This is a genomic window from Nitrospirillum karajorum (assembly GCF_036348415.1).
Lineage (GTDB): Bacteria > Pseudomonadota > Alphaproteobacteria > Azospirillales > Azospirillaceae > Nitrospirillum > Nitrospirillum amazonense_B.
Genome location: NZ_JAZBQB010000002.1, coordinates 1 through 20863, shown reverse-complemented (window position 1 = coordinate 20863; position 20863 = coordinate 1). Strand labels below are relative to the sequence as shown.

Here is a 20863-nt window from a genome sequence, read left to right as displayed (position 1 = left end):
TAAAATGCCTTGTCATGGGAGTGCGCACGCCGTGTCAGACCGACGGATCCGAAAGGTCGTCATCCTGGGCGGGGGCACCGCCGGATGGATGACGGCGGCGGCCTTGGCCAAGGTGAACACGCCGCCGCAGTTCGAGGTGACGCTGATCGAGTCCGAGGAGATCGGCATCATCGGCGTGGGGGAGGCCACCATCCCCACCATCCACTGGTTCAACAATCTGATCGGCCTGGATGAGGCGCGGTTCCTGCGCGAAACCATGGCCACCTTCAAACTGGGTATCGAGTTCGTCGGCTGGAACGGGACCTCGGGTGGGAATCCCAGCCGCTATTTCCATCCCTTCGGGCGCTATGGCGGGCCGGCCGACGCCCAGATGTTCGTCCACCGCTGGATCCGGGCCCGCCAGGACGGCCTGCCCCACAGCCACGAGGAGTATTCCCTGGCGACGCTGGCGGCCCGGATGGGCAAGTTCGGCCCGCCCGCCCCCGACCCCAATTCCCTCTTCTCCACCCTGGGCCATGCCTACCATTTCGACGCCGGCCTCTACGCCGCCCATCTACGCCAGTTGGCGGAAGCCCGCGGGGTTAAGCGCGTCGAGGGCAAGGTGGAGCGGATCGAGCGGCACCCGGAAACCGGCTTCGTCACCCACCTGACCACCCACCGGGGCGATGTCCTCGCCGGTGACCTGTTTGTCGATTGTTCCGGCCTACGCGCCCTGTTGATCGGCGGCGTCATGGAAAGCGGGTTCGAGGACTGGTCGCACTGGCTGCCCTGCGACCGCGCCCTGGCCGTGCCGTGCGAGCGGGTGGCCGACACCCTTCCCTACACCCGCGCCACCGCCCACGCCTTCGGTTGGCAGTGGCGCATTCCGCTGCAGCACCGCACCGGCAACGGCATGGTCTACAGCAGCCAGGTCGCCAGCGACGACGCGGCGGCCCACGCCCTGATGGCCAATCTGGACGGCCCGGCCCTGGCGGAGCCGCGCCTGGTCCGTTTCCAGACGGGACGCCGGCGGCAGGCCTGGGTCAAGAACGTGGTGGCCATCGGCCTGTCCAGCGGCTTCCTGGAGCCCTTGGAGTCCACCTCCATCCACCTGATCCAGAGCGGCATCGCCAAGCTGCTGTCCCTGTTCCCCAGCCGGGAATGCCCGGAGGAGACGGCGGGCCAATTCAACCGTGTCTTCGCCACCGACATGGAGTCCGTGCGCGACTTCCTGGTGCTGCACTACCGCCGCACCCAAGGCCGGGAGGAACCGCTGTGGCGCCACTGCCAGGCCATGGCCGTGCCGGAGGGCCTGACCTGGAAGGAACGGCACTTCACCCGCACCGGCCGCATCGTGCTGTCGACCGATGAGTTGTTCCGCGACGCCAGCTGGTTCGCCGTCATGATGGGCCAGGGCCTGCGGGCCGCCGATTACAACCCGCTGCTGGACACCCTGCCAGCGGCCGAAAACGTCACCTACCTGCAGCACCTGCGGGACCAGATGGCCAAGGCCGTGGCCACGCTGCCCAGCCATGACGCGTACCTCCGCCGCGTCATGGCGCCGGCCTAGCCCGCGTCACCGCGTTCCCCTACCCCACCTCCATCACCTTCGCGCAGGACCTTTGCCCATGCCGCGCCTCCCCCACCTTGTCCTCAGTTCCGCACTGGCCCTGACGCTGGCCTGGCCCCCGGCATGCTTCGCCGACACAGCCACGAAGCCAGCGCTGTCCTACAGCCTGACGGAAGGGCGCAACCTCAACGCCTTCGTGCGGGAGGGCGCGGTGGCGGCGCACCTGCTGCTGCGGTCGGGCAAAGACGCCCGCATCCTGGTGGCCTTCCCCGCCGGCAACAGCGGCGTGGGCCTGTGGCTGGAGACGCAGGATGATGCGCAGTGGACCATCGACGGGGGGCCCCGCCCCATCACCACGACGGAAAGCCGGGGCCGCCCCCTACGCGGCATCGTGTTCGACGCCACGCTGAAGGCCGACAGCGCGGTGCCCCGCCAGGGCGTGCTGTCCAGCATCCGGGTGCTGCGCGATTATGAGGCGCTGCACACCCTGCCGGCGCAGGTCGAGGTATCGCCTACCCGCACCCAGGACACGCTGGACTGGGCGCGCGACCGGCTGGACGGCGAGCCCGGCTATCGCCTGATGGTCACCGTCACGCGTGGCCGTTTGGCGGACGGCGTGCTGAGAGCCGGCGCCGACGGCACCATCGGCCTGCGCGTCATGGCGCTGACGGGCGAAACCCCACTGACCCCACTGGCGGGCGATCAGCTATTGACCGCCCAGGCGGTGGCCCAGCCAGGCGCCCGCGACGCCCTGACCTTCCTCAGTTATCGGGAAAAGCTGCTGGCCGGGTCCTGGCGGTTCGACACCTATTTCGGGCGCGATACGCTGATGTCCGTGATGCTGTTGATGCCGGCCTTACAGCCGGACGCGGTGGCGGCGGGCCTGCGCTCCGTCCTGGCCCGGCTGTCGCCCGGCGGCGAGGTGGCGCATGAGGAGGACATCGGCGAATTCGCCATCCTGGACCATCTAAAGACGAACGGCACCCTGTCGGACGCGCCGGTCTACGACTACAAGATGGTGGATAGCGATTTCCTGCTGGCGCCGGTGGCCCGCGCCTGGCTGGTGGACGACGCGCGCGGCCGCGCCACCGCCCGGGACTTCCTGGCCGGTCCTGCCCTGACAAATCCCGATGGCCGCTCCGGCTTGGAGGCGGCGGCGGGTGCGGCCCTGGTGCGCAACCTGCGCCATGTGGTCGCCCAGGCGGCGCCGTTCGCCGCGGCACCGGAGATCAACACCCTGGTGCGGCTTAAGCCCGGCGTGCCGGTGGGGGAATGGCGTGACAGCAACACTGGCCTGGGCGGCGGCGTCTATCCCTATGACGTCAACGCCATCCTGATCCCTGCGGCGCTGGAGGCGACGGACGCCCTGCTGCGGGCCAAGCTGCTGGACCCCTGGCTGGACGCAACCTCCCGGGCGGAGCTGGCCAAGGCCGCCGACCTGGCCAAGGTGTGGCGGGCCAAGGCCCCCGCCCTGTTCGACGTGACCGTGCCAGCGGCCGAGGCGCGGCGGGCCGTGGCCGCCTACGCCGCCAAGGCGGGCGTGCCCGCCGACACCGCCCTGGCCAGTCTGCCGGACGGCCCGGTGCACTTCCATGCCCTATCACTGGACGCGGCGGGCCAGCCGGTGCCCGTGCTGCATTCCGACGAGGGCTTCGACCTGCTGTTCGGTCACCCGGCACCCCAGGCCCTGGACGCCGCCGTGGACGCAGCCAGCCGCCCCTTCCCCGCCGGCCTGATGACCGGCATCGGCATGCTGGTGGCCAACCCGGCCTACGCCCCGGCGGCGGTGCAGGACCTGTTCCCGCGCACCGCCTATCACGGCACGGTGGTGTGGTCCTGGCAGCAGGCCCTGACCGCCGCCGGCCTGGCCCGGCAGCGGTCCCGCACCGACCTTCCGCCCGCGACGCGGGACAAGCTGACCCGCCTGCAGGCGGCCCTGTGGCAGGCCATCACCGCGACCCGCAGCGTGCAGAGTTCGGAGCTGTGGTCCTGGGACTTCCACGACGGCCACTACGTCGTCGCCCCCTATGGTGCTGCCGGCGGCGACGCCGACGAGTCCAACGCCGCCCAACTGTGGAGCACCGTCTTCCTGGCCGTGCGGCCGCCGAAGGGCGCGCGCTGAGCCAGAACCAAACCCTATCCACTCAGCGGGAGCGGGAGGGCATATCCAATCCCATCAAAACCCAAGCGCTTAGGAGTTGCGTCCTGCCGTTCAGCTTCCCGGCAATTGCCAGACATGTCGAGGTCAAAAGGAGGAAGGCCCGCGCCGAATAACGAAACCAAAATTACTAAAGTTCCATGACAGGCCGGAATCTTGCCGTGTGCCGCGTCTTGGCTTTTAGGGGCGCCCGCCGGGGGCGTCCAAAAGGGAGCCGAAAGAAGACTATGCGACACACGATGCTCAAGGACGTCCTGCTCTGCGGCGCCATGGCGGGCGCCCTGCTGGCCGCACCGACCATCCATGCCGCCGAAGCCACCGCCGCCACCGCCAAAGACGCGACCACGGCCAGCACGGACGGAACGCTGGAGGAAATCCTGGTGTTCGCCAACCGCGAGCAGGCCGACAGCGGCAAGCTGCGGGCGTCCAACACCGTCGACATCATGTCGGCGACCGAACTGGAACACACCGCCGTTCATAACGTGGCCGAGGCCCTGGGCCTGCTGCCCGGCGTGACCGTCAGCAACACCGGGCAGTCGGTGGCCGGCGGCATCGACGGCGCCTCGCGCGGCGAAGGCATGCTGGTGGCCATCCGCGGCATGAACTCCGAATTCGCCGTCGACCTGATGAACGGCGTGGAAGTGGCCCAGGGCCTGCCCTACAGCCGTAGCGTCCAGCTGGACCTGCTGCCGCCTTCCGGCCTGCAGACCATCGTCGTGAACAAGACGCTGGACGCGTCCATGAGCGGCGACGCCATCTCCGGCACCGTCGACTTCCGCACCCCCACGGCCTTCGACTTCACCAACCCGCTGCACATCAGCGTGCAGGGCGGCGCCCGCCTGGAAAGCCGCGCCCGCGACTATGGCGAGACCGGCCTGGGCGGCAACACCGCCGCCGAGATCGCCAGCCAGTTCGGCCGCGACCGCCAGTTCGGCGTCTATGTCAGCGGCTATTACGACAAGCGCCACTTCACCAACAGCGAGATGGCCGGCGTCGACGCCGCCCATAACGATGGCGGCTGGGGCTTCGCCGTCAGCAGCACCAGCAACGGCGCGACCAACCCGGCCGGCACGGACCCGACGTCCAACCTGCGCCAGACCGGCATCAGCGTCGGCGTGTCGGACGGCAGCACGGAACGTTACGGCGGCAACCTGTCGCTGGATTGGCGTCCGGACGACACCACCGCCATCTTCCTGCGCGGCTCCTTCGCCCGCGAGAACGCGGTGCAGAACAGCACGCTGAGCCAGATCATCAGCACCAACAAGAGCTGGAACCAACTGGCCAGCGGCCTGTACGGCCTGAGCGTGGACAAGTACCGCACCTCCGTCTGGTATGAGACCAACCCGGAGCGCGCTGACCTGTCCACCATTCAGCTGGGCGGTGAGAAGAAGCTGGGCAACCTGACGCTGACGCCCACCGTGTTCTTCAGCGCCGCCAACAACGACCGCCCCAACCACATCGAGGCGTCGGCCCGCAACGACCAGTACAGCAGCAGCGCCCGCTTCCCCAGCGGCATCGCCGGCATGGGGAGCAACGACGGCTATCCGGTGCCGGTGTTCAGCCCCGGCATGTATGACGCCCTGAACAACTCCGCCACCGCCCTCTGGGCCCGCCGCGCCGGCCAGCTGACCCAGCAGGGCAGCCACCAGGACAAGTACGGCGCCAAGGTGGACGGCCAGTACGACATGGCGGACAACGGCCCGCTGTCCTTCATCAAGGCGGGCGTGAAGTTCGTGGAAAGCGACCGCGCGGTCACCAACCGCGACTGGACCAACCCCTATTTCTCGGCCTTGGGCTACCCCAACAGCACCTGGTCCAGCCTGGGCATCGCCAACGGCTATTATTCCTCGGTCTACCCCGGCCGCTACAACTGGTCGGTGCCCAAGGTGAACCAGCAGACCCTGCTGGACTATTTCTACAAGCTGCAGACGGCCAGCAGCTTCGACACCTGCAACGGCAACTACGTCGACAACATGAACTGCAACACCCTGAAGGGGCGTGAGCAGGTGACGTCGGCCTATGTCATGGGCGACCTGCAGTTCGGCCAGGTGGAGGTCATCCCCGGCATCCGGTTCGAGCACACGGACATCCACAACACCTTCTGGCAGCTGGACAGCAGCGGCAAGACCGTCGGCCATTGGGAAAACAGCAGCACCACCTACAACGAGCCGCTGCCCAGCGTGCTGGTGAACTGGCGCCCGGACAACGACACCGTCTACCGCGCGTCGGTCAGCCAGTCCTACACCCGGCCGGCCCTGGTGCAGCTGGGCGCCTCCTCCTCCGTGTCCATCAGCGCCGACACGGGCGTCAAGACCATCACCCAGGGCAACCCCAACCTGAAGCCCATCGAGTCCACCAACCTGGACATGTCGGGCGAATGGCACAACAGCCAGGGCGGCATGGCCTCCACCGCCGTCTATTACAAGCGTCTGTCGAACTACCTGTTCGACAACGGCTCGTCCCTGGTCAACCCGTTCAGCACCACCAGCAACCTGGTCAGCATCAGCCAGCCCAAGAACGGTGGCAACGGCGACGTTTACGGCATCGAGCTGGCCTTCCGGCAGAAGTTCGACACCATCCTGACCGGCTGGCTGTCGGGCTTCAGCATCGGCGGTAACCTGACCCGCCAGTGGTCGATGGTCGACACGGGCATCAAGGGCCTGGACGCCGACCAGCCCATCCAGAACGCCCCGGGCTGGCTGGCCAACGCCACCCTGTCCTACGCCGTGGGCGGCTTCTCCGCTGACGTCACCTACAACCACACCGGTTCCTACCTGGCCTATTACGATTACCTTGGCCAGGGCGGCAGCTGGGATAACCTGTGGGTCCGGCCGACCAACCGCCTGGACCTGCACGTCGGCTACAAGTTCGACAACGGCGTCTCCGTCGACGGCTCCGTTTCCAACCTGACCGGCGACTACACCTACTGGTCCCACATCGGGCACAACAGCCTGACGCTGTCGAACATCGTCGACAGCGGCACCACCGCGCTGATGACCGTGAAGTATACCTACTGATATAGTCTGCTACCGGGGGTGGGGCCCATGGTCCCACCCCTTTTTAACCCCCGCGTCCCCGTCATCGGGAGCCTGCACATGGCGCAGCCCTCTATCATAAAACTGAAGCCTGCCGCCGCTATGACCTTGTCCGCGCCAGCACAGCGGCCGAGGGGAAAAATGGATAGCCAGGCCGATGCCAGGACCGACAGCACGCCGCCGTCAGTATTCGACAGCGCGGAGCTGGAGGCTCACCAATCGGCGCTGCGGGGATATTTCGCCCGCCGCGTCCGGCAGGCGCAGGACGTGGACGATTATGTCCAGGACGTTTATCTGCGCGCGCTGTCTGCCGCCCCGGACCGGGGCGTGGACAACTGGCGCGCTTTTCTGCTGCGCGTGGCCAACAATCTGCTGATCGACCGCTTCCGCCGCAACACCGCCCGCCACCAGGACGCCCATGACGGCCTGGAGGAGGTGGCGGAGCTGGTGGACGATGGCGCCGCGACGCCCGAACGCACCCTGATGTTCCGGCAGGAACTGGCCTGCCTGGAGGCGGCGCTGCGCGACGTGGACCCGCTGGCGCGCCACGCCTTCCTGCTGGTGCGGGTCGACGGGCTGAGCCACCGGGAGGTGGCCGGCCGCCTGGGTCTTGAGGTCAAAACGGTGTCCCGTCAAATCGAACGTGTCCTGGCCCATCTGGCCCGGACGTTGGTGGAGCCGTCGCGTTGACCCCCACCGATCAGGACCAAGCCATACTGGAAAACGCCGCCGCCTGGCTGCGGCGCATACACAACGGGGACCTGGGCGCCGAGGGCCAGCGGACCTTCCGCGCCTGGCTGGAAACCGACCCCCGCCACACCGCCGCCATGGACCTGGTGACACGCGCCTGGACGGCCAGCGGCGCCATCACCGACAAGGGCGCGCTGCGGCCGGACCTGACCCGCGCCCGGGGCCTGCGCCTGGCCGACGACCAGACGCGCCCGCACCGGTCCTGGCGCCGCGCCGTCTGGCTGCCGCCGCTGGCGGGCCTGGCCACCGCCATGGCCCTGGCGCTGGTCTGGCTGTGGAACGGCGCGGTCAGCGAGGCCGACTATGTCACCGCCGCCCACGACCATCCGCAGGTGACGCTGTCCGACGGCACGGTGATGCGCCTGGGTGGTTCCACCCACCTGCATGTGCGCATCGACCCGCTGAGCCGTCGCGTGGACCTGGCCCAGGGCGAGGCCGAATTCCAGGTGACGCATGAGAGGCTGCGGCCCTTCCACGTCCTGGCCGGGGGGCTGGAGGTGCGCGACCTGGGCACGCGCTTCACCGTGTCGTCCCACGGCACCCAGGTGCGCGCCATCCTGCTGGAGGGTGCCGCGGAAATCCGCGACCGGGACAGCGGCCGCGTGCTGTTGAACCTGAGCCCCGGCCAGCAGGTGGACCAGGACGGCCAGGGTCCGGTGCGCCTGGGCAAGGCCAACCTGGCCCAGGTGGCGGCGCGCCAGGACGGCCGCCTGCTGTTCGACGACGTGCCCCTGGCGCAGGTGGTGCCGGAGGTGGCGGCCCGCACGGGCATCGTGCTGCGCCTGGATGATCCCGCCCTGGGCGCGATCCGCGTCAGCGGCAGCTACCGCGCCGACGACATCGCCGGTTTTTTGGCGGCCCTGGCCCGCCTGCATCCCATCACCTGGCGGCAGGACGCCAATGGGGATTACCGGATTGGCCGCCGGCGGTGACCCCTCGCGCAGGCCAGGACACCGCCGGCTGGCGGTGTCGTGCGCCCTGCTGCCCGGCCTGACCGGAATGGTGGCCACCGCCCCGGCGGCGGCGCACGCCGCCTATACCATTACGGAGCAACCCCTGGGCAGCGCGCTGCTGGAGCTGGCACGGCAGTCGGGCCGGGACGTGCTGTTCCGGCCGGAGCTGGTGCGCGGCTGTCGCACGGCGCCGCTGTCGGGTGAAACCGATTTCGAGGCGGCGCTGGCCCATCTGATCTCAGGGTGCCATTTACGCTATCGCCTGGGCGACGGCGGGGCCATCGAGCTGGAGCGGGCGCCGGTTCCCGCGACCGTCGCCATCCCGGCCGTGGCGCCGGCACCCGGTCAGTTGCCGGAGGTGCTGATCGTCCGCGCCGCCCATCACGACACGCCGCCCGGCGAAATCACCGCCACCGCCCTGACAGACAGCCTGACGGCGGCCGAATTGCGGGAGCGGGCGGACCGCACCCTGGCGGAAGGGCTGGGCCGCCTGGCCGGGGTGAACGTGCTGGTCACGTCCCTGCAAGGAGACTTGGGCGGCATCGACCGGGCCGCGCGCGGGGAGGGCCAGTTCGCCGCCGTGCGCGGGCTGGACAGCGCCTATGCCGTCACGCGCCTGGACGGGGTCTCGGTGGCGCAAAGCATGCCCTACAGCCGTGCCGTGCAATTGAGCCTGCTGCCGCCGCTGGCCATGGACGGTGTGGAACTGACCAAAACGCCGGACGCCCACGACGACGGCGACGCCACCGCCGGCCAGTTCGACTTGCGCCTGGCCTCGGCCCTGGAAGGGGGGAGCATACCCGCCTGCTGGTCCAGGGCAACCTGGATGAGCGGTCCGCCAGCCTGGGACGTCCGTCCAGCGGCGGCATGGCCATCGCCGATATCGCCCGGCAGTTCGGCCGGGACCATACGCTGGGGCTGTCGGTCACCGGCTATTACGGCCGCAACCGCTTCGCCAGCGTGGAACAGTCCTATCAGACGACGCAATTCGAGTACCGCCTGGTCGACGCCAGCGGCAAGCCCCCCGCCGGAATGGACCCGGCGCGCGACCTGATGGCCACCTCGCTGAACGTGCAATATTCGGAAGGCGAAACGCGGCGCTGGGGCGGCAGCCTGGCCGGCGACTGGCAGCCCAGCGACACCTTCCACGCCTTCGCCCACGTCACGGTCGCCACCGCCGACACGGACCAGGAAGTCTACCAAATGGGCTTCCAGGGCGGGCGGGACCCCAGCTTCATCTCCCGCGTGGCGCTGGGCAACGGCCTTTATGAGAACCGCAGCGTCAAGACCCAGGTGCATTACTGGTTCGAGACCAATCCAGATACGGCGACCCTGGGAACGGCGCAGGTCGGGGCGGACTGGCACGCCGGCGCCCTGACCCTGGCGCCCCGCCTGTTCTACACCTGGGGAGAGAACGGCCGGCCCCAGCATATCGAGATGTCATTCTGGAACCCGGTGGCCACCACGGTGAACCAGGGCCTGAGCCTGCGGCGCCAGGACGGATATCCCGTGGTGGCGGGGCCGTCCGCCGCCCTGGCCATGGCCGATAGCGTGGAGAACCTGCCCGTTTCCAACCGGGGCCAAATCACCAGCCTGTCCAGCCGCCAGGACCGGATCGGCGGCGCCTTGGATGGCAAGCTGCCCCTGTCCGCCGACGCCACGCTGGAAGCCGGGGTCAAGATCACCGACAGCCAGCGCGACAGTTACCGCCGGGACCAGGAGGGCCAGTTGGTCGGCGGCCAGGGGGCGGTGGAAGCCGGCAGCACGGTGGCCAGCCTGGCGGCGGCGGGCCTGCGCGCCGGCACCCTGACGGCCCCCCTGGCCGGCATCTACGATTTCACCTTCCCCCTGATCAACGCCGACCGGCTGGCGCAGCTTTACCGCCAGCGGGACGGGAACGCCACCTGGACCGCCGACGCCTGGAACGGCAACACGCTGAGCGGTGGGGAGCGGCGGGTGGCCGCCTACAGCCAGGTCCGCCTGACCTGGGATGATTTCGTGCTGCTGCCCGGCTTCCGCGCCGAATTCTCCGACCTGACCAACCGCTATTGGCTGTCCGGTGGCAACGGCACGCCGGCGGGCGGCGTCCATTACGGCTGGAACGACAGCAACAGCCAGTTCACCGCCCTGCTGCCCCGCGTACAGGCCAAATGGCAGCCGGACCCGCAGCTGACCTACCGCGCCGCCGTGTGGACCAGCCAGACGGCCCCGTCCCCGTACCAGCTGGCCGGCAACGCCACCGCCACGCAGGACAGCGACGGTGTGCTCACCATCACCCGGGGCAACCCCGACCTGAAGGCGGTGGACGGGCTGAACTTCGACCTGTCGGGGGCCTGGGCCTGGACGGGTCAAGCCACGGGCGAGGACGGCCGGCTGGAATTGGCGGTCTTCCACAAGCGGCTTAAGAACTACCTGTACGACGCCGGCGGCAACCTGGCCGCCGGGGCCGCCACCAGTGACGCGCAGGTGCGGCTCAGCATCCCCACCAACGGCGGCACCGCCCGGCTGACGGGGGCGGAACTGTCGCTGGACCAGGGGCTGGCGGCCGTGGCCGACGCCCTGAGCGACTTCCGCCTGGCGGGCACCCTCAGCTGGGAAACGACATCGGTGCGCCTCAACAACGCCGACCTGAACGCGGTGGAGCGGGTGCAGTACGCGCCCCGCTGGCTGGCCGGGGTGCAGCTGCGGTACGACCGGGGGCCCCTGCACCTGGCGATGGATTACCGCTGGGCCGACGACTACGTGCAATCCTATGGCACCGCCTTTGTTTCCGGGGGCGGAACGACCATGGCCGGCAGCGCCCTGGACACCTGGGTGCATCCGACGCGGCGGCTGGACGTCAGCGCGGGCTACGACGCCGGCGGGGGTTTGAGCGCCCGGTTGACGGTGCGCAACCTGGGCGATGCCCTGGCCTATCGCACCAGCGTGGGCCGCCACGGCGACGCGGTGGTGCAGACCATCAGCGCCGGCCGCAGCTTTGAACTCAGCCTTCAGCAGGAATTCTGACGATGTCGCGTTCCGTCCTTCGCCAGTCCCTTTTGGCCACCGCCCTGCTGCTGGCCCCGCCCGCCTTAGCCGCCCCCGCCAACCCCGCCGCCATCGCCGACGCCTCCCCCCTCACCCAGGACGCGCTGGTCCGGCTACGGAGTGATGTGGACGCGATCCACGATCCGGCGATCAAGGCGGCGACCCAGGACGCCCTGTTCGATCCCGCCACCTGTGTCGCCCATCGCGCCAACCTGGATGCCGCGGGACGCCAGGCCATCATCGACCGGCTGGTGGCGGAGGGCCTGGCCGATCCCGCCGACACCACCACTCTGCCCGGCGGTTTGATGGCGGGGCTGTTCCCCGCCTTGCCGGACGATGACGGCCCCTGCCCCCACCTGCCCCAGCCGTTCGCCGCCGCCCCCGGCGGCAATGCCGGCAGCCATCATTCCTGGCCGGGCGGCCTGCCCGTGCATGAGGCGTTCAACGCCCGGAGCGCCCAGGACTTCGCCGCCGCCTACCGCACCCTTGAGGGGGTGGACCTGGACGGCCAGGACGATCTGATCACCGTCGCCCCCCTGTGGCACGACTGGGCCAAGGCCCTGCTGTTCGTCTGGCGCGCCGATGGCGGCCTGCCGCCGGAGATTTCCCTGGGCGGCCACGGACCGGAGGGCGATTTCCGTACCGGGGCCCACCACATCCTGGGCCTGGCGGAGGCCATGGCCCGCCACCTGCCCGCCGATCTGGTCATCGTCCAGGCCTGCGCCCACCAGGCGCCGGAGCGCGGCAAGCCGGAACGGCTGGTCCATTGGTTGCGCGCCGCCGCCATCATCGCCCGCGTCGATCCGGTGGAGGCCGGATATCTGGTGCCCACCACGCAAGGTGGCCTGACCCTGCCCGGTGTGGGCAACGTGCCCCGCTGGTGGTCCGCCTGCCTGATCCACGCTCAATCTGACCATAACTGGGTCTATGCCGAGCCAGCCATCGAGGATGCCGATGCGCTGCTGCGCCAATTGGCCCCGCGCTTCGGCATTGATGCCACCGATCCCGCCCGTTACGCCTGGGGATACCGCCATCCGGTACTGGCCCGTCTGGGGGCGGCCCGTATCCAATCCCTGGCGGCCACGGGCGGACTGGACGCCCTGGCCCAGACGCTGACCCAGCTGCGCGCCCAAGGGGTGTTCTGATGCCCCACCCCCTCATTCCCACCCTGGTCCCCACCTTGGTCCCCCCTAGGATCACAACCGGAAAGAAGCCCGTGACCCGCCTCGCTTCCCTATTCCTGGCCGGCCTGCTGCTGACGGCCGCCGCCCCCGCCGCCCAGGCCAACCTGCCGGCCGATGCCACCGCCGCGCCCCACGCCGCCAACGGCCAGCCCCTGCGGCTGGAGCGCGTGGTGATGCTGGTGCGCCATGGCGTGCGGGCGCCGCTGGACACCGAGGCGGCCCCCGGCCTGGCCCAGGGCGACTGGGCCGCCTGGCCGGTGGCACCCAGCCTGCTGACGCCCCATGGCGCCGCCGCCGCCACCCTGATGGGCGCCTATCAGCGGCAATGGCTGGCCGCCAACGGCCTGCTGCCGGCCCAGGGCTGCCCAGCCGAGGGCCAGGTGGCCATATGGACCAATTCGGCGGAGCGCACCATCCGCACGGGCGAGGCCATGGCCAAGGGCCTGGCGCCCGACTGCGCCCTGGACATCGGCCACAAGCCGCCGGGTACGCTGGACCCGCTGTTCGACCCGTTCGAGGCGGGGGCCGCCACCGTTGACGCCAAAGCCGCCGTGGCGGCGATGGAGCCGGAAATGGGCGATGTGCGCAACGCCTCGACCTATCTGGTGCCCGCCATCACGCTGACGGCGCGGGGCTTGGGCTGCGACCGCGCCACCCCGGCGTGCGACCTGGTGCAGATGCGCACCACCATCACCCCCAGCGCCGACAACCGGGGTGTGGATCTGCGCGGCCCCGTCGCGCAGACGGCCGGCGCCGCCCAGATCTTCATCCTGCAGTACCTGGAAGGCCTGCCGGCCAGCCAGGTCGCCTGGGGCCGGCTGGGCGACGGCCAGGGGCTGCGTGACGCGCTGGCCCAAATCTCCCGCCTGCACGGGCTACAGTTCGACGTCTTCGCCCGCAACGCCTACATGGCGCCGCGCAAGGCGGTGGCGCTGGCCCCGCGCATGGTCCAGGCGCTGACCGGCGCCGGCCAGCCGCCCGTCACCCTGCTGGTGGGCCATGACGACAACATCGCCGCCATCTCCGGCCTGCTGGGCGTCCATTTCCAGGTTCAGGGCTATGGCGAGGACGACCCGCCCGTGGGCGGCGGCCTGCGCCTGGAACTGTGGCGGGATGCCACTGGCCAGGCCCTGGTCCGCGTCGCCTATGTCGCCCAGACCCCGGACCAGGTGCGCACCCTGACGCCGCTCAGCCTGGCCACCCCACCGTGGAGCGCCGTCCTGGCCCTGCCGGGCTGCGCCGAGCTGTGCCCCGTGAAAACGGTGACGGACAAACTGTCCGTCACCCGCTGACGCCCCCCCGCCCACGGTCTCTCTTACTGGAAAGCCGCCCAATCATGATGGATCGCCGTTCGCTTCTTCGCCATGCATTGGGCGGCGTCGCCCTGGCCGGCCTGCCGCCGGCCTTGGCCCGTGCCGCCGCCATTCCCGCCGATGTGCGCACCGGAACCCTTGAGGACGTGGCCCACATCGTCGTCCTGATGCAGGAAAACCGGGGCTTCGACCATTATTTCGGGACCCTGTCCGGTGTCTGCGGCTTCGGCGACCGCTTCCCCATCCCGGTGCCGCCGGGACCGGACGGCCAGCCGATGACCGTGTGGGACCAGCGCGACCGCACCGACCCGCATCCCCGCATCGTCAATCCCTTCCACCTGTCGACCAAGGCGCATTTCGAACTGATGCGCATGCTGGGCACGCCGCACCAGTGGAACAACGCCCAGGCCGCCTGGGACAACGGCCGCATGGCGCACTGGCCGGAGGCCAAGACCCAGCGCGCCATGGGCTACTACACGCGGGAGGACATCCCCTTCCAGTTCGCCATGGCGGAGGCGTTCACCATCTGCGACGCCTATCACTGCGCCATGCACACCGGCACCAACACCAACCGGCTGTTCCTGTGGACCGGCACCAACGATCCGCACGGCAAGGGTGGCGGTCCGGCCATCGACAACCCCGACGATGACCTGACCAAGCCGGACGCGGCCAGCATCCCGCGCTTTTCCTGGACGACCTATCCAGAGCGGCTGGAGGCGGCAGGCGTCAGCTGGGGCCATTACCAGGACATGGCCGACAATTTCGGCGACAACCCGCTGGCCAATTTCCTGCAATACCGCGCCGCCTATCGCGGCGACCCAGGCTCCCGCGCCGTGCTGCGGGACAAGGGCCTGTCCACCCGGGCGCTGGACAAGCTGCGCGAGGATGTGCTGGCCGACCGGCTGCCCCAGATTTCCTGGGTCGTCGGCACGGAAGAGGGGTCGGAGCATCCGGGCCCGTCCAGCCCGGCGCAGGGGGCGGCCTACACCGCCCAGGTCATCGACGCCCTGACCGCCAACCCCAAGGTCTGGGCGCGCACGGTGCTGTTCATCACCTTCGATGAGAATGACGGCTTTTTCGACCATGCGCCGCCACCGGCCCCGCCGTCGCCCGACCCGGACGCCCCCGGCGGCTTCGCCGGGGCCAGCACGGCGGCGACGGATGACGACTATCACCGCCTGAAGGCCCCCGGCGCCGATGGCGACGATTTGAACCTGCGCGGCCGACCCTATGGCCTGGGGCCGCGCGTGCCCTGCTACATCCTGTCCCCCTGGTCACGCGGCGGCTGGGTGCATTCGGAGGTGGCGGACCACACCTCCATCATCCGTTTCATGGAAAAGCGCTTCGGCGTGATGGAGCCCAACATTTCGCCCTGGCGGCGGGCGGTGTGCGGCGACCTGACCACGGCCTTCGACTTCAAGACCCCCAACGCCAAGCTGCCCACCCTGCCGGAGACGGCGCCCACCCGGGAACGCGCCCGCGCCATCGTCGGCCAGGCCATCCCCGAGACGCCGGTGGCCCCGCCCCATCCGGTGCAGGAGGCGGGAACCCGGCCGTCGCGGCGGCTGCGCTACGCCCTGGAGGTGAGCGACCATGTCGACCCCGCCGCCGGCACCATCCGCCTGGATTTCGTGGCCGGCGCCGGCCAGGGCGCGGTGTTCCATGTCTATGACCGCCTGCGGCTGGACGCCATCCCCCGCCGCTACACGGTGGAGGCTGGCCACACCCTGTCGGGGGACTGGCACCTGACGGGGCCGGAGGGCGCCTATGACCTGTGGGTGCGGGGACCGAACGGCTTCCACCGCGCCTTCACCGGCACCCGCATGGGAACCGCCGGCCTCAGCTGGGCGGTTGAGGGCGATGCGCTGCGCGTCACCGTCGCCCCGGGCGGGGACGCCGGCGTGACCGTCCAGCCCGCCGCCTACAAGGACCAGCACCGTCCTTGGACGCCGGGGCCGGAGGGCGGCGTCATGCGCTGGCCGCTGCGCCCGACGCTGGGCTGGTACGACCTGCTGATCACGGGGGCACACGTCCAACGCCGCCTGGCGGGCCGCGTGGACGGGGACTGGCCGGCCACCACCGACCCGGCCCTCGCCTCCCCCGTCGCCGCCGGCTGAGGGCAATTATCGCTTTGATCCACGGCCCCGGCATGCGAATAGGATTTTTATAATACTTATCGCGAGGATCGGTGCCGGCCACCATAAGGCTGGCACCGTCAGCCGGAGGACTGGATCTCAAGATGGTGGGTTCAAGGAAAAGGGCGCCGTTCCCGCGGGCGGCGCTGTCTGGTTTCGTTTCCGCCCTGGCACTGACGGGGGCCCTGACAGTGGCCCTCACGACGGGGGCGAAGGCTGATCCGCTGGCGGTACTGGACCGCTACGGCGCCTATGTCTCGGTGGAGGGATACGGCGCCAACGTGGTGCGCGTCACCATCGCGGCGGAGAAGGATCAGGCGCTGAAGGGCCCCGGCTATGGCGTGCTGCCGGGTGCTGCCGACAACGCCGGCTTCCGCCACAACGGTGACTTGGGCGGCGACAGCTTCACCTCCGGCGCTTTGAGCCTGCATGTCGACGCCGCCAAGCCGCCGCATGTCCCCAGCCAGATGGAGAAATACTTCGCGCCCCAGCTGCCGCCCGTCACCCTGCAGGTGAAGAACGCGCGGGGGCAGGTGGTGCTGGACATGACCAGCTGGTCCATGGCGCCGCACACCGTGGCGGGGGAGAAGACCTACCAGGTGGGTGCCAGCTTCAAGGCGCCGGCGGACGAGCACTATTACGGCATGGGCCAAAACCAGGAGTCCCTGGGCCCGCTGGACCTGCGCGGCCGCACCCTGGACTGCAAGCACTGGTACGACGCCCCCGGGGGTGAAACCGTGTGCGTGCCGGTGCTGGTCAGCTCCAAGGGCTACGCCATCGTCTGGGACAACCCGGCGGAAACGGTGCTGAGCGCCGGCATCAACGGCGCCACCTCCCTCTCCTCCGCCGTGGGGGAGCGGGTCAGCTTCTTCGTCATCACCGGCGACACCCCGGCCGAGATTTACGGCGCCTACGCCCGCCTGACGGGCAAGACGCCCATCCCGCCCAAGGCCGCCTTCGGCCTGATCCAGTCCAAGGCGCGCTATGACAGCCAGGATGAGATCCTGCGCGTGGCCAAGACCTACCGGCAAAAGAAGTACCCGCTGGATATCATGGTGCTGGACTGGTTCTATTGGACGCGCATGGGCCAGTTGGACATCAACCCGGCGGAATTCCCCAACCCCGACGCCATGAACCAGGACCTGCACGCCATGGGCCTGCAGTCCATCGTCTCGCTCTGGCCGCGGTTCGAGACCTCGGGACGCTATTTCAACGAGCTGGACACCAAGGGCTATCTGCTGAAGGACGAGGACGGCAAGACCGTGGACGGCCTGCCCTTCCGCTCCGACCGGGCCGGCGCCCTGATCGACGCCACCAACCCCGCCGCCCGCGCGTGGTTCTGGGAGCATATCCGCGACAACGTGCTGAGCCACGGCTTCGACTATCCCTGGCTGGACGAGACCGAGCCGGACCTTGTGCCCGATGGCTTCTTCTATTCCATCGGTTCCGGCGACCGGTACCACAACGTCTTCCCCCTGCTGCATGTCGAGGGGGTGGCGCAAGGCCTGCGGGCCTGGCGGCCCAACCGGCGGCCCCTGATCCTGTCGCGCGCCGCCTATCTGGGATCGCAGCGCACCGGCGCCCTGTTCTGGTCGTCGGACATCAGCCCGCAGTGGGAGGCGCTGCGCCGCCAGATCCCGACCGGCCTGAACATGACGGCGTCCGGCATCGCCTATTGGGGCAACGACATCGGCGGCTGGCAGTACCTGCCGCAGACCACCAGCTATACCAGCACGCCTCTGGTCAGCCCGGCGGGGGCCGAGGAGACGGTGGGCCAGAACCATGACTATCCGGAACTGATGGTCCGCTGGTTCCAGTACGGCACCTTCCTGCCTACCCTGCGGCTGCACGGCGACCGCAAACATACGGAAATCTGGGCCTTCGGCGCGGAGGCGGAGGCCATCATGGCCCGCTATGACCGGCTGCGCTATGCCCTGATCCCCTATCTCTACGCCCAGGCCAAGGCCACCTACGACACGGGCGTGCCCTTCATGCGGGCCTTGTGGATGGACTTCCCCCACGACCCCAATGTCGCCGACATGGGCACGGAATACATGTTCGGCCCCGCCTTCCTGGTGGCGCCGGTGACGGAGGCCGGCCAGACGAGCAAGCCGGTTTACCTGCCCGCCGGCACCGACTGGTACAACTACTGGACCAACGAGAAGCTGGCCGGCGGCCAGTGGGTGACCGTGGCATCCCCCATTGACCAGATCCCCCTGTTCGTGCGGGCCGGGTCCATCCTGCCGCTGGGTGCCGACGTGCAATCGACGGCGGAGAAGCAGAAGATCGTGGCCCTGAAGGTCTATCCCGGCCGCGACGGCAGCGCCACCATCTATGACGACGACGGCCTTAGCCTGGATTACGAGAAGGGCAAGGGCGGCAGCGTCGCCACCCTGCGCTGGGACGACAAGGCGGGAAAGCTGACGGCCGAAGGTGCCCGCGAGCCCTTCGCCAAGGCGCCAGCCGACCTGGTCCAGGTCGTGGGTCGCTAGGCGAGCCCTGCCCGGCCTTTATAAGCGGGGACCTTGTAAGCGGGACCTTGTGACGGGCGTCATCGCCCCTGGGACCGGCCACGGCTATCGTCGTGGCCGTTTCCATTTCATGAGCATGGCTCAAGGAACCGCCCGGTTCGGTTGAGCATTGTCAAATTGTTGACGTTCCCGCTGGGGGTTAATAGCTTCCGGGCACAGCCTTTCGCTGTCGCGGGATGCATTAGGGCGGAGGGTGGCGATGGCGGTGCTGGGAGGGCGTTTGGCTTTGGTGCGCCGTGAGAAAGCAGCCGCGCAACTGACCGGCGACACCCTGTGGGACCGCATCCGGCAGGAGGCGGAGGCCGCCCTGGCGGGCGCCCCCATGCTGGCGCCCCTGTTCCTGGACTCCGTCATCAACCAATCCTCGTTCGAGACGGCGCTGTTCCACCGCATCGCGGCGCGGCTGAAGAACGACGTGGTGTCCCAGGCCCTGATCGTCGACACCTTCAACCAGGCGGCCGCGGACGACACCACCCTGGCCCCGGCGCTGCGCGCCGACATCGCCGCCGTGCTGGACCGTGACCCGGCGTGCGAGCGGCTGATCGAACCCTTCCTGTACTTCAAGGGCTTCCACGCCATCCAGACCCATCGCCTGGCCCACTGGCTGTGGATCAACGGCGCGCGCGACTTCGCGCTGTACCTGCAAAGCCGCTCGTCGGAGGTGTTCCAGACCGACATCCACCCAGCCGCGACCATCGGCCAGGGCGTCTTCCTCGACCATGCCACCGGGCTGGTGGTGGGCGAGACGGCGGTGATCGAGGATGACGTGTCGCTGCTGCAGGACGTGACGCTGGGCGGTACGGGCAAGGACATGACGGACCGCCACCCCAAGGTGCGCAAGGGCACCATCATCGGCGCCGGCGCCAAGATCCTGGGCAATATCGAGATCGGGGTCTATACGCGGGTGGCCGCCGGCTCCGTCGTGCTGCGCCCCACCGAGCCCTATTCCACCGTGGCGGGCATCCCGGCCAAGGTGGTGAAGGTGGACGACGCCGGGCGGGAGGCCGCCCGCGAACTGGACCAGGCGCTGAGCGACTTGGCCTACACATCCTTCAACTACTCGATCTGACGTCCGCCGCGCCTCGCTTTGTTGCGATTATCGGGCGTTCCCTTGACGGGCACCCGCGTTCAGTCAGGCTTGCCTTCCTGACCGTCGCCCCGTCGAGGAACCCGCCATGCGCGCCCGTTCGCTTCTGCCCCCCGTCCCCGCCGCCTTCTTCGGCATCGTCCTGGGCCTGACCGGCCTGGGCGGGTGCTGGCGCGCCGCCCATGACGCTTGGGGCCTGCCGGCGGCGGCGGGTGAGGCGCTGATGGCGATGGGTGGCGCCGTATGGGCCATCGTGCTGCTGCTCTACGGCGCCAAGTGGGTCAATCACCGCGCGGCGGCCATGGCGGAGGTGAACCACCCGGTGCAGTGTTGCTTCATCGGCTTGGCCGGGGTCGCCACCATGCTGGTGGCGGGCGGCGCCCTGCCCCATTCCCGGCCCGTTGCGCTGGCGCTTTATATACCGGGCGCCGTCTTCACCCTGCTGTTCGCGGTGTGGCGGACCGGGGGACTGTGGCAGGGGGACCGCGATCCGGCGACGACCACCGCCGTGCTGTACCTGCCGACGGTGGCCGGCAGCTTCGTCGCCGGCATCGTGGCGGCGGCGCTGGGATACAGGGAGGCGGGGCAGATGGCTTTCGGCGCCGGCTTCTTCGCCTGGCTGGCCATCGAATCCGTGCTGCTGCACCGCCTGCTGACCGCGCCCGGCCTGGCGGCCGCGCTGCGCCCCACCCTGGGTGTGCAACTGGCGCCGCCGGTGGTGGGCGCGCTGGCGCTGATCAGCGTGGCACCCGATTTGCCTCCCGTCTTTCCGCGCCTGCTGGTTGGCTATGGCCTGCTGCAGGCGCTGGTGCTGGCGCGCCTGCTGCCCTGGATTCTCAAGGACGGGTTCACCCCCGCCTATTGGGCCTTCACCTTCGGCGCCACCGCCCTGGCCACGACGCCGATACGCCTGGCGGCGCGGGGCGATACCGGTTTGATGGCGGACCTGGCCCCGGTGTTGTTCCTCGTGGCCAATGGCGTGGTGGGGGTGGTGGCGCTCGGCACGGTCTGGTGCATCCTTCAAGGACGCCTGCTGCCCCCACCTCCCGCCATTCCGGCCGCCCCCGCGACGGCGCCCTGACGCACCGAATATCCGGTTCGCCCAATATCCGGCCTGTTCAAGGTGTATGAGCGATCATCG

The 20863-nt window shown here is 69.5% G+C and carries 13 protein-coding genes; all 13 read left to right on the top strand.

What is annotated here, in order from left to right; all coding sequences use genetic code 11:
- The first annotated feature begins 31 nt into the window (after window positions 1-31).
- Window positions 32-1549 (top strand): tryptophan halogenase family protein, encoded by a 1518-nt coding sequence (locus UCD39_RS07870; protein ID WP_330495519.1) that lies wholly within the window; start codon window positions 32-34, stop codon window positions 1547-1549.
- 58 nt (window positions 1550-1607) lie between these two features.
- On the top strand, window positions 1608-3671 hold the full coding sequence (locus UCD39_RS07865) for a hypothetical protein (protein WP_330495518.1): 2064 nt from the start codon (window positions 1608-1610) through the stop codon (window positions 3669-3671).
- A gap of 263 nt (window positions 3672-3934) precedes the next feature.
- Complete coding sequence (locus UCD39_RS07860) at window positions 3935-6724, top strand: TonB-dependent receptor (protein WP_330495517.1); 2790 nt, start codon at window positions 3935-3937, stop codon at window positions 6722-6724.
- 159 nt (window positions 6725-6883) lie between these two features.
- Complete coding sequence (locus tag UCD39_RS07855) at window positions 6884-7432, top strand: RNA polymerase sigma factor (RefSeq protein ID WP_330495516.1); 549 nt, start codon at window positions 6884-6886, stop codon at window positions 7430-7432.
- Window positions 7429-8424: a FecR family protein gene (locus UCD39_RS07850; RefSeq protein WP_330495515.1), complete on the top strand. Its 996-nt coding sequence runs from the start codon at window positions 7429-7431 to the stop codon at window positions 8422-8424. The genes UCD39_RS07855 and UCD39_RS07850 overlap by 4 nt, the downstream gene beginning before the upstream one ends.
- Window positions 8393-9499 carry an STN domain-containing protein gene (locus tag UCD39_RS07845; RefSeq protein ID WP_330495514.1) on the top strand — a complete coding sequence of 369 codons (1107 nt, stop codon included), beginning with the start codon at window positions 8393-8395 and terminating at the stop codon, window positions 9497-9499. The genes UCD39_RS07850 and UCD39_RS07845 overlap by 32 nt, the downstream gene beginning before the upstream one ends.
- Window positions 9478-11451, top strand: a complete 1974-nt coding sequence (locus UCD39_RS07840) for a TonB-dependent receptor domain-containing protein (protein WP_330496520.1) — start codon at window positions 9478-9480, stop codon at window positions 11449-11451. The genes UCD39_RS07845 and UCD39_RS07840 overlap by 22 nt, the downstream gene beginning before the upstream one ends.
- A gap of 2 nt (window positions 11452-11453) precedes the next feature.
- Window positions 11454-12617 (top strand): hypothetical protein, encoded by a 1164-nt coding sequence (locus UCD39_RS07835; RefSeq protein ID WP_330495513.1) that lies wholly within the window; start codon window positions 11454-11456, stop codon window positions 12615-12617.
- Window positions 12618-12688: 71 nt separating this feature from the next.
- Window positions 12689-13948, top strand: coding sequence for a histidine-type phosphatase (locus tag UCD39_RS07830; protein ID WP_330495512.1), 1260 nt, complete (start codon window positions 12689-12691; stop codon window positions 13946-13948).
- Between the two features lie 44 nt (window positions 13949-13992).
- Window positions 13993-16086, top strand: coding sequence for a phosphocholine-specific phospholipase C (locus UCD39_RS07825; protein ID WP_330495511.1), 2094 nt, complete (start codon window positions 13993-13995; stop codon window positions 16084-16086).
- Between the two features lie 209 nt (window positions 16087-16295).
- Window positions 16296-18596 (top strand): glycoside hydrolase family 31 protein, encoded by a 2301-nt coding sequence (locus tag UCD39_RS07820; RefSeq protein ID WP_330495510.1) that lies wholly within the window; start codon window positions 16296-16298, stop codon window positions 18594-18596.
- A gap of 238 nt (window positions 18597-18834) precedes the next feature.
- Window positions 18835-19704, top strand: a complete 870-nt coding sequence (cysE, locus tag UCD39_RS07815) for a serine O-acetyltransferase (protein WP_330495509.1) — start codon at window positions 18835-18837, stop codon at window positions 19702-19704.
- 106 nt (window positions 19705-19810) lie between these two features.
- On the top strand, window positions 19811-20803 hold the full coding sequence (gene tehA, locus UCD39_RS07810; protein ID WP_330495508.1) for a dicarboxylate transporter/tellurite-resistance protein TehA: 993 nt from the start codon (window positions 19811-19813) through the stop codon (window positions 20801-20803).
- Window positions 20804-20863: the final 60 nt, after the last annotated feature.

Excerpts from the sequence above, each read along its gene's own strand:
- UCD39_RS07865 (WP_330495518.1), top strand. The coding sequence starts at position 1,608 with ATGCCGCGCCTCCCCCACCTTGTCCTCAGTTCCGCACTGGCCCTGACG.
- UCD39_RS07860 (WP_330495517.1), top strand. The coding sequence starts at position 3,935 with ATGCGACACACGATGCTCAAGGACGTCCTGCTCTGCGGCGCCATGGCG.
- UCD39_RS07855 (WP_330495516.1), top strand. The coding sequence starts at position 6,884 with ATGGATAGCCAGGCCGATGCCAGGACCGACAGCACGCCGCCGTCAGTA.
- UCD39_RS07845 (WP_330495514.1), top strand. The coding sequence starts at position 8,393 with ATGGGGATTACCGGATTGGCCGCCGGCGGTGACCCCTCGCGCAGGCCA.
- UCD39_RS07840 (WP_330496520.1), top strand. The coding sequence starts at position 9,478 with ATGGACCCGGCGCGCGACCTGATGGCCACCTCGCTGAACGTGCAATAT.
- UCD39_RS07835 (WP_330495513.1), top strand. The coding sequence starts at position 11,454 with ATGTCGCGTTCCGTCCTTCGCCAGTCCCTTTTGGCCACCGCCCTGCTG.
- UCD39_RS07825 (WP_330495511.1), top strand. The coding sequence starts at position 13,993 with ATGATGGATCGCCGTTCGCTTCTTCGCCATGCATTGGGCGGCGTCGCC.
- cysE (WP_330495509.1), top strand. The coding sequence starts at position 18,835 with ATGGCGGTGCTGGGAGGGCGTTTGGCTTTGGTGCGCCGTGAGAAAGCA.
- tehA (WP_330495508.1), top strand. The coding sequence starts at position 19,811 with ATGCGCGCCCGTTCGCTTCTGCCCCCCGTCCCCGCCGCCTTCTTCGGC.